Genomic DNA, 16,478 nt, shown 5'->3' with positions numbered 1-16,478 from the left:
ATATTTTGAATGGTAAGTTATAATAAGCTTAAAATATTAATTTTACTTTCTTCCAGAACGATCCACAAGCGTTGCCGAAGCCTGTTGTGAACTCATCACAAGAATGTCCTGGATATTAACATGTAAAGGACGCGAGCAAATAAAATAGATGATATCTGCAACATCATTAGCATTCAATGGTGTAAAATCCTGATAAATATTTGCGCGTTCCTGATCACCGTCGAAACGCGTTAATGCAAACTCTGTATTCTCAACATGACCCGGCGCAACCTGACTTACTCTGATATTGTAAGGGAAAAGGTCTTGCCGCATGGCTTTGGTCAGTGCATCCACAGCAAATTTAGTAGCACAATATACATTTCCTTTAGGGTAAACTTCTTTTCCTGCTGTAGAACAGATATTTATAATATGCCCGGAACCCTTTTCAACCATGTAAGGAGAAATCAATCTCGTGACATATAACAATCCCTTAAGATTGGTATCGATCATGGTTTCCCAGTGTTCCAAATGGCCTTTATGAATTGGCTCAAGACCCTTTGCAAGGCCCGCATTATTGATTAATATATCAACTTGTGGAAGCAGCTCAGAAATAAGTTGTAAAGAATTTTCAATGTCCTTAAAATCACGGATATCAAAACAGCATTTTGTAATACGCGTATTATTCCATACAGATAACTGCAGTTCTAAGGCATCTAGTAATTCTCTACGCCGTCCACACAAAATGAGATGCCCGGTTTGATTTGCCGCAAATAATTCTGCGGTGGCCTTTCCAATGCCTGATGTGGCGCCCGTTATGAATACTGTTTTATTCATGCTCGGTAAACTTACGAATGTTAGTTTCGAAATCCCGAATATATTCTTGATATTTGGAAGTGGCAGGACCATCAAATCCGGTATGAACTTTAACTATCTTATGATGATGATCTACGAAAAGCAGGGTGGGGAAGGCCATCAACTGTGATATTTGAGGAATGACCTTGGATGCAGAATCTCTATTGGCCTTTCCGCCTAATGCAATATCATAAGCAAGTTTTAATTTTGTTTTAAAATCTAGGATTCTTTGCATCGCTTTTTGTTTTTCCGGATGTCTTTCAAAGGACAATCCAAGCACAACCACCTTGTCATTGGGGTTATTATGAAAATACTCATTTAAGAAAACTGCTTCATCCAGACAGTTGGGGCACCAGGATCCCATAATTTGCACGAGTTTCAATTTGTTTTTGAATTTTTCATCTCTGAAATCAATAATTTGACCATCTGGAGTTTCAAAACCAAAATAAAAAGGTTCAGAAGAAACAGCAGTACTTAATGAATCCGCATGCTTCAATTTACCTTCTTTTACCTTTACAGCCTTCCACTGAGTTTTATAATGGATACCAGAATAAAACATTCCATCAAGAGAATCTCCGGTAATCGTGGCATGAAACAAAAAAGCGTGAGACCCATCAAATGTAGAAAGCCAAAGTTCATTTTCAACAACCTGCCCTTCAAGAAATCTAAAATCACCAGATTCTGTTCGAAAAGTACCCGTGAGCTTATCTCCTGTTTGCTCAAATTCACCAATGGCATCATACGGCTTCTCCGTATCTACTCCAAATTTTGCCTGATAATGGCCGAAAATCGTTGCGTCAACTTTAGCCGGATTTGTTTTCTTGTAACGATGTGATTGCCCATACTTTGCCTCAAACTCCATCGAATAATTTGATTTATCCAAAACGATCCAGTGACCTTTCATTTTGTCACCTTCAAAAATTCCTTTCAAACATGCATCATATGGACTTAATTTTATGTAAAAAGTATCATCTCCGGTTCGAATATCGCGTCCAAGGCTAATCTCATCAAACACCATTCGTTCTGCTCCATTAATGACCGTCATGATTTGTTTTCCGTCCGGAGCATTTCCAATTTCAAAATTAAAAGCGACGAAATTTGATTTTTCTTCAAAATCGACGTCTCTTTTTACATCTTTTTTCCTTCCTTCCGTTACAATGAGTTCCTTGTGTTGGTTGATAAATAACAAACCTCTCCAAGGACCAGGAGCTAATCCTTCATATCTGTTTGGAATGCTAACGCAAGCAGAAAAATAAACAGCTATTGTAATAATAGAAATAAAAAAAAGAAATCGGTGATTTTGCATTTATGGTACGATCGTATAATATATGATTAAAATGAGCGCTACATTATTCAGTTTTCTCACCTACAAAAAATTGCTCTTTATTGCGAAATAAAATATTAAACGTTGTAAGACTTCCGTAAATACGGGTAATGTATTGCTGTAAATTGACTTTGTCTTCGTCTTCAAGTTTACTGCTGTTAATGCGTTGCTCCATGACTCTGAGTCGATCCCGTACCATTACAATTTTGTGAAAAAATTGATCAATTGGTATTTCTTTCTCTTTCAAGCCAACTTCTCCCGGTTTTAAGATCATCAATCCGTTTTTCCATTTATCTCCCAATGGAACTACTTCTGTAATATCAGACCAGGCACGTAAAATTTTAGCCAAAGCTTTTTCAGCTTCATTAAAGCTGACTGCCTCTTCTGGCTCTATACGCTCAATGATTTCCAGTTGTTGATAATCTTTACCCACCAACTTGATTCCGAATTGAACGAAGCATACTTTATATGCCGCCACGTCAATATGAATAACCACCCCATCACCAAAAGCAGGATGTTTAACCCTTGAGCCTATTCCAAGTATTTTATCCAAACCCATAGATATATTTTAAGTTGCAAAGATATTATAAATTAAGAGCCTTCTATTTATAAGCTAGTGTCATCTCTCTTTTGCCCATTGGACCGGGTACATTTTCCACCTTAAAGCCAATTCGTTTGAGGCTTCTTTTGAAATCACCCTTGGCACAATACGTCGTCAATAATCCGCCGTGACTGAGCATACGGTAAAATTTTAGTAACACTTCTTCTTCCCATAGTTCAGCCTGATCGTTGGGAGAAAATGCATCCATATAAATTAAATCAAAGGATTCCTGTGTATCCCATATTGTTAGATCTCCATTGATTTTTTCAAGTATAAAATTCTCAGTGAATCGCTTGGCCTGGTTCCAGGAACATTGATGGAATGATAAGAACTGCTCATTAGCATCCGGCGTTTGTAAAATTTCAGGATAATTTAGCGATTCATAGAGAAAGTCAGGAAGAGGCCATTTTTCGATCGCTGTATAAGAAATGTTTAAACTTCCATGATTCACAGCATATAAGTAGGTTAGGAAAGCATTTAATCCGGTACCAAAACCCATCTCGAAAATGCGAACGTTGTCCAGTCTGGAAGCCATCGTGTGCAAGCCATAATTTATAAAGACATGCTTGCTTTCTGTAATGGCACCATGCACCGAATGGTAATAATAATTGTTCACCTCATCGTAAATAGTGTCAGAGCCATCAGAAGTTTTAAAAATGCTTAACATAGTGCAAAAAAAAACCAGCTTCCTGAAGAAACTGGTTTATTTCTTAAAAGAATATAATGTTATTAAAAAAGGGAAATCAGAACTTGGGTAGCCAACTGAAATACCATATTCAGGCTATCAGTTATAGAAAAATCATACGGGCAACCATAGCCTCTGCTACAGGAGCTCAGGCCGCATAAAACCAACAAACCTAAGATTGTCTGTAATTTTTGATTTTTGAATACTTTCATATACGTCAATTTAATGATGAACCAATACAGCTCTAACGAGGGTCAAAGATAAAATATTATCGACAAAATCTCATTATGTTTACCGGTTAAAATAATGGTATAATACATGGCTAAAATCCATCTTATCGCAATCGGAGGCAGTGTAATGCATAATCTGGCCCTGGCTTTAGTAGAAAACGGGCATCAGGTAAGTGGCAGTGACGACCAGATTTTCGAACCTGCACGCACAAAATTATTGAATAAAGGACTTTTACCGGATCAAGATGGTTGGTTTCCGGATAAAATCAGCACTGAAATTGATTTTATCATTCTTGGAATGCATGCAAAAAATGACAATCCGGAACTTCTGGCAGCTATCCAATTGGGAATTCCAATCTATTCGTTTCCAGAATATGTTCAAAAAGCATACAAAGAAAAATTTCAAATCGTAGTCATTGGTAGTCATGGTAAAACGACCACTACTTCAATGATCATGCATATTTTTAAAGAACTTGGACTGGATTTCGATTATTTAGTAGGATCTCAATTGGAAGGCTTTTCGAATATGGTCAGAATTTCGGAAGCTCCATTTGCGATTATAGAAGGTGATGAATATCTGAGTTCTTGCCTGGATTCTCAACCAAAATTTATGCACTACAGTCCTCAAATTTTAGTGATTACCGGAATCGCCTGGGACCATTATAATGTCTTTCCAACATTTGACTCATATCTGGACGCCTTTAGAAAACGTTTAATGACTGGTCTTGCTGCTACGCAAATCGCATATTGTCAAAATGATGCGGTTCTCCGGGAATTAATAATATCAACAGCTCGGCCGGAAAGTTTGCATCCATATCAGGCAGCTCCGAATATCATAAGCCCAACTGAAACACAGCTTATTTACGAAAATGAGCGCTACCCATTGCAAATTTTTGGAAATCATAATTTGGAAAATTTACAAGCCGCTATAACAGTATCCATCTTGCTGAATCATGATTTAAAAAATGTATATTTAGCATTGACAAGCTTTAAAGGTGCATCCAAAAGACTGGAACGCATTTATGAGGATGCAAACAGAATTATCTATAGGGATTTTGCCCACGCACCATCCAAACTAAAAGCGAGTCTTTTAGCAGTTCGCGAGAAACATCCGGGCAAAAAATTACTTGCAGTCGTCGAACTCCATACTTACAGCAGTTTAAATCCAGAATTTTTACCGCATTATGCACAAACAGCAAGTCCTGTTGATAAATTAATGGTTTATTATGATCAGAAGGCAATGGAGATCAAAAGAATGGAACAAATTGATCCATTGCTTTTATTGAAGGCATTCGAACATCCTGATATCAGTATCATCAATGATGCCATGCAACTCAAAGCTCTTTTAGTCTCAAGCATCTCCCAATACGAAGTCATTGTATTTGCAGGTTCAGGAAACTTTGGTAAGCTGGATCTGGCAAACTTTTACCAAAGTCCTTTTTGAAACCTTAGAATGCCCTCATATTCATTATTTTTGAGCCTTTAAACCAGATATGAGCAGAATAATAACTTTAAGAGATGCCTTGCGGGAAGCAATGTCGGAAGAGATGAGAAGAGATCCTCATGTATTTCTGATGGGAGAGGAAGTAGCACAATACAATGGAGCCTACAAAGTAAGTAAGGGAATGTTAGAAGAATTTGGCCCGCAAAGAGTCATCGATACGCCAATCACGGAATTGGGCTTTGCAGGAATTGGTGTAGGTGCTGCCATGAATGGATTGAGACCGGTTATTGAGTTTATGACCTGGAATTTTGCAGTACTGGCGTTTGATCAGATCGTCAACAATGCTGCTAAAACACTCTCGCAGTCGGCTGGACAGTTTAATTGTCCGATCGTTTTTAGAGGACCGAGTGGCGCTGCTGGACAACTTGCGCAACAGCATAGTCAGATGTTTGAAAGTTGGCTAGCCAATTGTCCGGGGCTTAAAGTTGTGTCCTGTGTTGATCCTTATGATTCAAAAGGCCTTCTAAAAGCTGCCATTCGCGACAATGATCCGGTTTGTTTTATGGAATCAGAAATGATGTATGGTCTTCAAGGCGAAGTACCGGAAGGAGAGTACCTTGTAGAAATTGGCAAAGCCGCTATCAAAAGAGAAGGCACTGACGTTACGATTGTATCTTTTAACAAAATGATGGAAGTGGTCAAAACAGCAGCTGCAGAATTGGCTAAAGATGGGATCGACGCAGAAATCATTGACCTCCGGACCATCCGGCCATTGGATTATGATACCCTGATTCAATCTGTCCAAAAAACGAATCGATTGGTGGTTGTTGATGAAAGCTGGCCATTTGCCGGTGTTGCTTCGGAAATTACTTATGTGGTTCAGAAACATGCTTTTGATTACCTGGACGCACCTGTCACTCGGGTAAATGCAGCAGATACTTCATTGCCCTATGCATCGCCCTTTGTTCAGGCTTATATGCCAAATCCTGAAAAAGTGATAAAGGCAGTAAAACAAGTCCTCTATACTAAATATTGATTAGATCCTTCAAATTATTGAATGAATGCCTACTGGAAATTCAGTTTATTCAGCCATCACTTTTTTTTCAATTTCCTTTAAGCTGATCTGCCTGTAATCCCCTGGTGGAAGTGCCCCAAGCGATAAGTTACCTATAGCACTCCTGATCAGACGCAGTACAGGGAATCCTGCAGCGGCGAGCATTTTTCGGACCTGATGATTTTTGCCTTCCGCGATGCCTATTTTTATCCAACTCACCGGTTGATGGATCCTCATTCTAATAGGAGGAACTCTGGCCTGGAATTCCGGATCCTTTTCCAGAATATCTATTTTCACTGCCTTTAAAAACAGCCATTGCTTCTTGATACGAACCTGCAAACCCTTGAGTAATAGAGATATTGCCTCTGGTTTGATCTGGCCTTCCACCTGGCAGCAATAAGTTTTTACAATAAATTTTTCAGGTGATAAAATTTGATGATTTAGCCTTTTGTCGTTGCTAAGTAATAAAAGTCCCTCCGAATCTTTATCTAATCTTCCAATGGGGTAGACATCCGATTCAATGGTTAAATAATCGCGGAGGCACTTTTGGCCGGGGGTTTCCGGCGTAAACTGACAAAGAACCCCAAAAGGTTTATGAAAAACGTAATAAGAATATGACTTAGAACTTTCGACAGATTTATATTTTGATTTCGATTTTTCCACCTGTATAAATAAAAATTATAACTAATATATTAGCGCTTGGGAATGAAAAACAAACACTTTTCAACAATATTGCACATGTTTTGCACATCTCATCGAACTTTTAACAGTTTGTAAGATGTACTAATTCACAAACTTATTAAAGTTTTCAACAATATGTTAATAAAATTGCCATAATAGCGCTTGACTTTGGCTTATTTTTGAAACAGATATGTAATTATTCTATAATATGTTTTTAGGAACTATTTTTTACTTTTATTTAAGACTATAAATTGATTATTAGATAATTAAATATTATAGTTAAAAATATATCTAAATTTTTATTATATAATATCGCGATCTTCAATACATTTGTGCCCGTTTCTCCTCATTTTTTACCGAATCAAACAAGAGACTCAATGACTTACCAACAAGAACCTATCCTCGTCGAAAATCCGAACCGATTTGTCATATTCCCGATACAACACAATGATATATGGCAATTTTACAAAAATTCGGAGGCCTGTTTCTGGACAGCGGAGGAGATAGATCTTGTACAAGATTTAGATGATTGGAACCAGAAATTGAATGATGACGAGAAACATTTTATCAAACATGTGCTTGCCTTTTTTGCTGCCAGTGACGGTATCGTCAACGAGAATCTGGCTGAAAATATGGTTCGCATGGTTCAGTATCCTGAGGCTAAATTTTTCTATGGTTTCCAAATCATGATGGAAAACATCCATTCTGAAACTTATTCTCTTCTGATAGATACTTATATAAAGGATCCAAAAGAAAAAGATTTCTTATTTCATGCCGTTGAAAATCTTGATTGCGTAAAACAAAAAGCTGACTGGGCTTTAAGATGGATTAAGCAAGGCAGTTTTTGTGAGCAATTGATCGCTTTTGCAGTAGTCGAAGGAATCTTCTTCAGTGGTTCTTTCTGTAGCATCTTTTGGCTTAAAAAACGAGGCCTGATGCCGGGTTTATCCTTTAGTAATGAATTGATATCCCGGGACGAGGGTATGCATTGCGATTTCGCATGCCTGCTTTATAATAAACACATTACAAACAAATTACCGAAGCAAACGATAGAAGACATTATTCGCGAAGCTGTTTCTATCGAAAAATATTTTATTACAGAAGCCATTCCGGCCGCACTTATAGGTATGAATTCAGATTTAATGTGCGAGTACATTGAATTTGTTGCGGACCGATTATTAGTTGCATTGGGCAATAATAAAATCTACAATGCCAACAATCCTTTCCCTTTTATGGATATGATTTCCATACAGGGCAAAACCAATTTCTTTGAAAAGAGGGTATCTGAGTACCAAAAATCGGGTGTAAGTGAAAACATTGCACCCAAAGTATTCACTATCGACGAAGACTTTTAATGTAAAGTTGTAACCCTTTTAATTCATTTTAACCCAACCGTTCTATGCAAGTAATTAAGCGCAATGGCAAGCGTGAAGAAGTCAGTTTCGACAAAATCACCGCAAGAGTCAAGAAATTATGTTATGGTCTTGATGCTCAATTTGTAGATCCAATTGAGATCTCGAAAAAGGTCATATTAGGTTTGTACAATGGTGTTAGTACCTCCGATTTGGATAATCTTGCTGCTGAAACAGCTGCTTCTCTGGCAACTATTCATCCGGATTACGCCATCTTGGCTGCGAGAATTGCAGTTTCAAATCTGCATAAAAACACCCGCAAATCATTCTCCGAAACAATGGAGATCTTGTATAATTATATAGACCCAATTACAAATAAGAAGGCTGGTCTAATCAGTGATGAGATCATAGAGGTCATCCGTCAAAACGCCGATCGATTAGACTCAGCCATCATTTATGATCGAGATTATGATTTTGATTATTTTGGTTTTAAAACCCTTGAACGATCTTATCTATTAAAAGCAGAGAAAAAAGTCGTTGAAAGGCCACAACATCTGCTGATGCGGGCTTCTATCGGTATCCATAGCAATGATCTGGATGCCGCAGTAGAAACTTATCATTTAATGTCCGAAAAATGGTTTATCCATGCCACCCCAACGCTGTTTAATGCTGGTACCCCAAAGCCGCAATTATCATCCTGCTTTCTACTCAGTATGGTTGATGACAGTATACCCGGCATTTTCGAAACCCTTAGCCGTTGTGCTAAAATTTCACAGTCTGCCGGCGGGATCGGTTTGAGCATTCACAATGTGCGAGCAAAAGGTAGTTACATCAAAGGTACCGGGGGAACTTCGAATGGTATTATTCCCATGTTACGCGTATTTAATGACACGGCTCGTTATGTCGATCAAGGGGGCGGCAAAAGAAAAGGTGCCTTTGCCATTTATCTCGAACCTTGGCATGCAGACATTGAAGACTTCCTGGAGCTCAAGAAAAATCACGGAAAAGAAGAAATGCGTGCAAGAGATCTTTTCTTTGCCATGTGGATTTCTGATTTATTTATGGAGCGGGTTTTATCAGACAGTACCTGGTCTTTATTTTGTCCGAATGAAGCTCCGGGCTTATGTGATGTTTATGGCGAGGATTTCAATAAACTCTACAAAAAATATGAGGATGCAGGACTTGCACGCAAAACAGTGCGGGCGCAAGAACTCTGGTTTCAAATTTGTCAAAGTCAAATTGAAACAGGAACTCCTTACATCCTATATAAAGATGCCTGCAATCAAAAGTCTAACCAAAAAAATTTGGGGACCATCAGATCTTCAAATTTATGTACAGAAATTATCGAATATACTTCTGCAGATGAGGTTGCAGTATGTAATTTGGCTTCCATTTCTCTGCCAAAATTTATAAGCGATCAGACTTTTGATTTTCAAAAACTTGCAGAGGTCACAAGAGTGATCACGAGAAACCTCAATAGAATTATCGACATTAACTATTATCCTATAGAAGAGGCCAAAAGATCCAACATGCGCCACCGGCCAATTGGCATTGGTGTACAAGGACTTGCAGATGCCTTCATTTTAATGCGGATGCCTTTTGACAGTCCCGCGGCAAAAAAACTCAATCAGGAAATATTTGAGACGATTTATTATGCAGCTGTCAGTGAAAGCTGTAATCAGGCCAAAATATTCGGCAGCTACGAAACTTTTGCCAACTCACCCATGAGCCAGGGAATTTTCCAGTTTGACATGTGGAATGTAAAACCCGATACAGGAAGATGGGATTGGGAAAGTCTGAGATCAGATGTCATAAAAAATGGTCTACGCAATAGCTTATTGCTTGCTCCTATGCCTACCGCCAGTACTTCTCAAGTGCTGGGTAATAATGAATGCTTTGAACCATATACTTCCAATTTATACACAAGAAGGACTTTATCTGGTGAGTTCATTGTTGTCAATAAACATCTACTTGCTGATCTGGTAAAGAGAAATCTTTGGAATCAGGAAATGAAAGAAATGCTCATGTTTAATAACGGTTCTATTCAAAATATAGAGGCCATCCCACAAGACCTAAAAGAGATTTATAAAACCGTTTGGGAACTGAGTCAGAAATGCATTATTGATATGGCTGCAGACAGAGGTGCTTATATCTGTCAAAGTCAATCCTTAAATTTATTCATGGAAAATGCCAGTGTCAATAAATTGAGTTCGATGCATTTTTATGGTTGGAAAAAAGGCCTCAAAACAGGCATTTATTACCTGCGCACCAAATCGGCAGTTGACCCTATCAAGTTTACTCTAGGAGACAAGCATCAACAACGATTTGTCGACAAACAGCTTGCCGGATCAGTTGAAGATGTTGAGATGATTAATCCTACAAAGTCTGCAAGCATGCACAAAGAAAAAATTGATGAAATGCTTAATGCAGAAGTAAGTGTTCAGCAAATTGTAGAAGGCCAGGTTTGTACCATGGAGGAGGGTTGTATCTCTTGCCAGGGTTAATGTTAAATTTTTTACATTAATTAAACTTTTGCTTAACTTTAAGGTCAAACTACGAACCAAAAACCCTTGTTCCGGTAATGAGCGTTTGTGACTTAAAGTATGATTGATTTTTCCCTTTATTCCTTAAATACGGATAATCCCTCGCCTTTATCTGTTATTTATGCTTTGACCGCAAGTTTTATACTCGCTTGTCTCATTTCATTTACTTTCGATAAAACAAGTAAACACCTACAAGCTCCCGGTCATTTTATACAATCCATGATCCTGGGTGCAATTATTGCGACCATTGTTACCATCGCTATTGGAGATAATATTGGCAGAGGACTTGGTATGTTGGGAATCATGTCCATCATAAGGTTTCGGACCAATTTGACACAACCGAGAAATATGATATTCATATTTTCAGCTTTAGGAATTGGTATCGCATGTGGCGTATTTTCATTTAATATCGCTGTATATGGGGCTGCTTTTTTTGTATCATCGCCTTCTTACTAACGCTAACGCCTTTCGCATCATTTCCAAAAAAACAACAAAGTCTGAGAATCCAAATCAATGATGAAAATTTCATGATTGAAAATCTTGTATTTGATATTTTTAAAGAATTGAAAATTCAAGGCAAGCTCTCAAGAATAGATAATCGTAAAACTGCTGATCTGTTTGAAATGGAATATACCTGGGACCTTGAGAAAGTTGATGATCATGACTGTACCATTCTAGTTAAAACATTACATCAGAGAATACCACTGAATACCATTAGATTTTCAATGCGATTCGAAGATCCAATAGTTTAAAATTAATGAAATGAAATCTATATTCAATCTCCTTACCATTTTAGGCTGTCTTAACCTTGCGGAAGCTCAAAATTTGCCTCTGGAAATGCAGTTTTCAACTGATGGGAAAAGGTTAATTACCGGTGCTTCAGAGACAGATGGTTTTTACCAGTTGAATAAAATCAGGGTCATAGAACTCAATTTTGAACAACCGGATTATTGGGCACAACTAACTGCTAACTATGCCACCAAAAAAGATTTGATGGCCAGCCTGACATACAATGGTGAAGTATACCCAAATGTTGGCGTCCGTTTTAAAGGTCAAACATCCTATCAAAGAGTTACATCACAAAAGAAGTCGTTCAACATAACGATGGATTTTATGGATGACTCCCAAGACATCAAAGGTTATGAAACTTTAAATCTCAATAATTCATATGAAGACAATAGCTTTGTAAGAGAGGTGCTTTACGAATATATCACGAGACCTTTCTGCCCTTCACTCAAAGCAAATTTTTCTCATTTATATATCAACGGGCAGGATTGGGGTTTATATCCTAATGTCCAGGCACTCGACGGAGATTACGTTTCTGAATGGTTCTTGAGCAATGAAGGTACCCGCTGGCGTTGTGAAAGGACAACCGGTGGAGGTCCGGGCCAACCAGGCGGTGGATTTGGGGCTGGTACATCAACGCTTAATTTTCTGGGTGATGATACGACTTTATACAAACCTCATTACACTTTGAAAAAAACAACTTTAAGTGATCCCTGGACAGATCTCATGCGCGCTACTAAAGTTTTGAATACAATTCCACTCGATCAACTTGAAGATACACTTCATAAGGTTATGGATGTTGACCGTACGCTGTGGTTTTTAGCCAAAGAAATTTTGTTTGGAGATGACGATAGTTATATCAATAAAGGAGGAATGGATTATTATGCGATTTACCAAAAAGACATCGAAAAATTAATTCCTCTGGAATACGATGCAAATTCTGTTATGAAATCCCAAACCAGCAGCTGGTCCTTATTTCTAAAAGAGTCCGATACCAAATTTCCGCTCGCAAACAGATTATTTAAAGTGCCTGCTTTGAGACAACGATACCTGGCGCATGTAAGAACCATGTTTAATCAGGCTTTAGATAGCGCTCATTACGTGTCAACGATTAATTACTTATATAATTTAATCGACAGCTTAGTGCAAGCCGATCCCAAAAAATTAATGACCTATACTGCTTTTCAAAGTGAAAAAAATGTATTGATCAATTGGATGCGCAATAGAAGAGTATATGTTTTAAACAATACTGAGTTTAAGCAAATTGGCAACAAAATATCAAATGTTGTATATGCGGTAAACGGACAATTGGATCAAACGCCACTTGATCATGAGCACCTAACGGTTAATGCAAACATTTCTGATGGTCCTGGTGTTCGAAATGCATTTCTTTACTATTCACCTGGTTTTGATGGCACTTTCAAAAAAACGCAAATGTTTGATGATGGATTACATGAAGATGGTATTGCTGCTGATGGGGTTTATGGTGCAGCGATTCCTCCACATCCTGCAGGAAGTTTTGTACGTTTTTATATAGAATCCATTGCCAATAATACATCCGGCACAGCCAGTTATATGCCTGAAGGAGCAGAACACGATGTTTATATCTATCAAGTCAAAGTAAACCAGTCATCTGAGGCAGATGTCGTCATTAATGAATTGATGGCTTCCAACACTAAATCTGTAACTGATCAGGATGGGGAATATGATGATTGGATAGAATTATACAATAAATCTTCAGACGCAGTTGATATCAGTAACTGGATCATGACGGACAATCCTGCAAATTTGGACAAATATCGATTTCCGCAAAACACCATCATTCAACCGAATACTTATCTTATTGTTTGGGCTGACGAAAATGGAAAACAAACAGGATTACATGCAAATTTTAAATTATCTGCCTCTGGAGAAGAGGTTTTATTGTTAGACTCTACAGGATTACTGGTAGACTCCGTCGTATTTGGAAATCAAAAGGAAGACCTTGCTTTTGCTCGCAAACCCAACGGAACCGGCAATTTTATCATTCAAACGCACACCTACAATGCAAATAACGACCTGATACTGGTCAACTACGAAGATGAAATAGAGTCCGTAAAATTAGTCCCAAACCCAGCATCGCATTCTGTAAAACTACTTTCCAACAAGCAAAAACCAAATGTCTTGAAAATCGGAGATGCCATGGGCAGAATTGTACATACTCAATATTACCAACCAAATGATTGGCTGGATATTGGCCATCTTCAAAATGGATTTTATGTTTTGTCGTTTCAGCAACAATCGTTTAAACTTATTGTAAAACGTTAAGATCGTTTTGAAAAAAATTAATATCATTTACATTCTGGCCAGTATCGCCGGTTTATGGTTTATACCTGTTCTTAAAAACAAACTGGCCCACTCAGAAGAGTTTTTTGGAATTGCTGAAAATCCTGTCAAATCTGTCAATTTTGACTATCCGGTTGAAATCGTTCGCGTTTATAAAAAACAAGGAGAAACATTTCTTACAGGAGATACTATTTTGACTTTGCGCAGACTTGATTTGCGATCGAAAGAAACTTCATTACAATACGAATTAGCAGATAATGACTCCAGGTTAAAGGCATCTATTGAAGCACTTTCGCACGATATTGCGATTTTAGAGAATCAAAAAAATCAAATCGAGAATGAATTTCGATACGATGGTGAATTATTGAGACAGGCACAACAAAAATATATAACCAGTCAACAATATTTGATACACAATGACTCTATAACCAATCCTGTCAACACATATATCCCGGAGTCTAAACAACTTGAAACGAATTATCGGCAGAAATTATCTGAAGTCAATCTAAAGATTCGCCAAAAACACAATGACAAGACAGCCTACCTTTTAAATAATCAATTGAAAGCCTCCAAGCTGCAAAAGGAACTTGAAGCCCTTCGTCATTCTGAAGGTGAATTAACAGTTGTTAGTTCAGACAAAGGCATGATTGGTCAGTTAGATTTTGGAGCCGGAGACAGAATTCCCGAATTTACACAGATTGTCAAATTTTATGACGAACATCCAAGTATTGTCATTTTTTACATAGGCGATCAACAGCTCACTTTATTAAATGAAGGCGATAGCCTTTGGATAGAATCTATCAATACACCGAACTTCAAATTTAAAGGTGCCATCAGCTCAATGGGAAACCGTATTACAAACCTTCCGGAACGACTTAAAAAAATACCTGAACAGAGGGCATGGGGCAGGGAAGTTCAGGTACAAATACCCCTTGTGAATCCATTCCTTCAAGGCGAAAAAGTAAAAGTACATTTTTAAAAAATAAAGTCATTCAAAATGCCTAAGTACTTGCTTCATAATCAAATCAAAATTGTACATATCATTTATCTGATCTTAGGATTTGAATACTCATTTTCCCAATCTCCACTTTCTCATTTTTTACAAACAGAACATTTTAGGAATACCGATAGCCTGTTCAATTCCTTCCAGCAACAGACTATGAAAATGGATTTTCGCAAACCTATTTTTAAGCAATTAGATTTTCGTACAGAATCTCATGATTTTAAATTAAATCAACAGGAATATTTGCTTAGATTAAGTTTTCAAAATAACAGTGAAAACAAGTATAGTAGTCAAATTTATTCCACAAAAAAAGAAATACTTGAAAAAGAATATTCAAAATGGAAGGCTAAGTTACTTTTGGATAAATACTATAGTTTATTAGAAGGCTATAAAAGTCTTGAATGTTTGGCGGCATATAAAAGCGCCCTACAGCAATATGAAATCATGTATAAAACATATATGATACGTTTGCAGGAAAACACCCAACTTCTAAAGCCGCTTGCCAAAATAGAGATTAAAATCGCAACATATGAAAACGATTTAATCAAATTGGAGTCAGACTATCAGCATTCCAAAAAACTTCTGCATTTTGATGATCATTTTATTTTGTTGAATCCTATTGTATTACAAACTTCAGATATCATTGAATTCGTTGAAAATGATAAAACCGCACTCAGTTATGACGATACCATTTATATTTTGCAACAAGATATTGAACAGCTTCAGTACAAGATAAAAAAATCAGCCGGCAATCAAATTCTTGATTTTATTCAAGCTAAATATACAGCAGATCCGGAAAGCCTTCTTCAGGAAAAGGCATCTATAGGTATTGGTCTTAAAATTCCGTATATCATCCGAAACAACTACTTAAATGAAGATTACGACTTTAACAAATTAAAAATACAGTGGTCAGCTGAGTTAAACAGACAGGAGTACGTGCAGGAAGTGTGGAAGCTCAAAGTTGAACTCGTAAATAAATGCAAACAACAACTTGGCCTTGAAGAAAGAATTTCAAAACTGGAAGCAAAATATAATCTGGCTAAATTAATGGAAACATCAATTCTAGATCCTGAAGATATTGTTGATATAAGACTTGAGATAAACATGTTAAATATTCATCAAATAAAGTCAAAATTTGAAATTCTTCACGAATACATTCAATATTTGCATAAATCTGGCCATTTCTTAATAAACCCTGACTTAAATTATCTGACCTTACCGTTTCGAAAATTATGAAAATCTATTTAATCGGATCGCTTCTGTTTCTTTTTCAGCATATAAGTTGCAGCTTATCTGCTCAGGTCTATACTTCAGGTGGGAAGCTTGAAGAAAGAATTCAAACTCAGTTGGACGAGTTAACGGGCATCTTAACCCTTTCTGAAGAACAGAAACAATTGCTGAAAGATATCCTTTTGAAATATGGTCAACTTGCTCAGGATAAAAGAAACGAACTCGGCGAAGCACCCAGAGATTCGGTAAGAGCAGTTCTTATGGGATTGGATAGTTTGAAAAATGAAGAAGTCAAAGCCATCCTGACAGAATCTCAATTTGCAGATTATCTCAAATTTATTGAAGAACAACGATTGCAACGCCGTGAAAGGTTTCGTCGATAAACAATA

General features: G+C 37.3%; 15 protein-coding genes. 10 read left to right on the top strand and 5 right to left on the bottom strand.

All coding sequences use genetic code 11. The features are described from left to right. Nucleotides 1–42: 42 nt before the first annotated feature. Genes IPM92_06215 through mnmD form a run of 4 tightly spaced genes read right to left on the bottom strand, consistent with a single transcriptional unit; the run spans nucleotide 43 to nucleotide 3,423 of the window. Nucleotides 43–813, bottom strand: a complete 771-nt coding sequence (locus tag IPM92_06215) for an SDR family NAD(P)-dependent oxidoreductase (GenBank protein ID MBK9107974.1) — start codon at nucleotides 811–813, stop codon at nucleotides 43–45. After that, nucleotides 806–2,137: a TlpA family protein disulfide reductase gene (locus IPM92_06210; protein MBK9107973.1), complete on the bottom strand. Its 1,332-nt coding sequence runs from the start codon at nucleotides 2,135–2,137 to the stop codon at nucleotides 806–808. The genes IPM92_06215 and IPM92_06210 overlap by 8 nt, the downstream gene beginning before the upstream one ends. Nucleotides 2,138–2,180: 43 nt before the next feature. Further along, a complete protein-coding gene (locus IPM92_06205; GenBank protein MBK9107972.1) occupies nucleotides 2,181–2,708 on the bottom strand; it encodes a hypothetical protein in 528 nt (175 codons plus the stop codon). Between the two features lie 49 nt (nucleotides 2,709–2,757). Beyond that, nucleotides 2,758–3,423, bottom strand: coding sequence for a tRNA (5-methylaminomethyl-2-thiouridine)(34)-methyltransferase MnmD (gene mnmD / locus IPM92_06200; GenBank protein MBK9107971.1), 666 nt, complete (start codon nucleotides 3,421–3,423; stop codon nucleotides 2,758–2,760). 336 nt (nucleotides 3,424–3,759) lie between these two features. Between mnmD and IPM92_06195 the strand changes: the two genes are divergently transcribed. Both IPM92_06195 and IPM92_06190 read left to right on the top strand, forming a co-directional pair. Further along, a complete protein-coding gene (locus IPM92_06195) occupies nucleotides 3,760–5,115 on the top strand; it encodes a peptidoglycan synthetase (GenBank protein MBK9107970.1) in 1,356 nt (451 codons plus the stop codon). A gap of 49 nt (nucleotides 5,116–5,164) precedes the next feature. After that, entirely contained in the window at nucleotides 5,165–6,151 is a 987-nt protein-coding gene (locus IPM92_06190; GenBank protein MBK9107969.1) for a pyruvate dehydrogenase complex E1 component subunit beta, read from the top strand. 45 nt (nucleotides 6,152–6,196) lie between these two features. Here IPM92_06190 and IPM92_06185 read toward each other — a convergent pair whose 3' ends face one another. Next, nucleotides 6,197–6,832, bottom strand: a complete 636-nt coding sequence (locus IPM92_06185; GenBank protein ID MBK9107968.1) for a pseudouridine synthase — start codon at nucleotides 6,830–6,832, stop codon at nucleotides 6,197–6,199. Between the two features lie 395 nt (nucleotides 6,833–7,227). On the opposite strand from IPM92_06185, the gene IPM92_06180 reads away from it, so the two are divergent. The 8 genes from IPM92_06180 (at nucleotide 7,228) to IPM92_06145 (ending at nucleotide 16,472) form a co-directional block, all read left to right on the top strand. Beyond that, nucleotides 7,228–8,205 (top strand): ribonucleotide-diphosphate reductase subunit beta, encoded by a 978-nt coding sequence (locus tag IPM92_06180; GenBank protein MBK9107967.1) that lies wholly within the window; start codon nucleotides 7,228–7,230, stop codon nucleotides 8,203–8,205. A gap of 44 nt (nucleotides 8,206–8,249) precedes the next feature. Further along, nucleotides 8,250–10,706: a ribonucleoside-diphosphate reductase subunit alpha gene (locus IPM92_06175; protein MBK9107966.1), complete on the top strand. Its 2,457-nt coding sequence runs from the start codon at nucleotides 8,250–8,252 to the stop codon at nucleotides 10,704–10,706. 99 nt (nucleotides 10,707–10,805) lie between these two features. Next, nucleotides 10,806–11,201: a DUF4956 domain-containing protein gene (locus IPM92_06170; protein MBK9107965.1), complete on the top strand. Its 396-nt coding sequence runs from the start codon at nucleotides 10,806–10,808 to the stop codon at nucleotides 11,199–11,201. Between the two features lie 71 nt (nucleotides 11,202–11,272). Then, the gene (locus IPM92_06165) at nucleotides 11,273–11,497 is read left to right on the top strand and encodes a hypothetical protein (protein MBK9107964.1); all 225 of its coding nucleotides are present in this window, start codon (nucleotides 11,273–11,275) and stop codon (nucleotides 11,495–11,497) included. A gap of 10 nt (nucleotides 11,498–11,507) precedes the next feature. Continuing rightward, on the top strand, nucleotides 11,508–13,838 hold the full coding sequence (locus IPM92_06160) for a CotH kinase family protein (GenBank protein MBK9107963.1): 2,331 nt from the start codon (nucleotides 11,508–11,510) through the stop codon (nucleotides 13,836–13,838). A 7-nt stretch (nucleotides 13,839–13,845) separates the two neighbouring features. Then, on the top strand, nucleotides 13,846–14,835 hold the full coding sequence (locus tag IPM92_06155) for a hypothetical protein (protein ID MBK9107962.1): 990 nt from the start codon (nucleotides 13,846–13,848) through the stop codon (nucleotides 14,833–14,835). Between the two features lie 18 nt (nucleotides 14,836–14,853). Beyond that, on the top strand, nucleotides 14,854–16,095 hold the full coding sequence (locus tag IPM92_06150; GenBank protein MBK9107961.1) for a hypothetical protein: 1,242 nt from the start codon (nucleotides 14,854–14,856) through the stop codon (nucleotides 16,093–16,095). Further along, entirely contained in the window at nucleotides 16,092–16,472 is a 381-nt protein-coding gene (locus tag IPM92_06145; GenBank protein MBK9107960.1) for a hypothetical protein, read from the top strand. Before IPM92_06150 ends, IPM92_06145 begins: the two co-directional genes overlap by 4 nt. The last annotated feature ends 6 nt before the right edge of the window (nucleotides 16,473–16,478 follow it).

The organism is Saprospiraceae bacterium, from assembly GCA_016719615.1.
Classification (GTDB): domain Bacteria; phylum Bacteroidota; class Bacteroidia; order Chitinophagales; family Saprospiraceae; genus Vicinibacter.
This window is presented reverse-complemented; position numbering and strand designations above follow the sequence as displayed.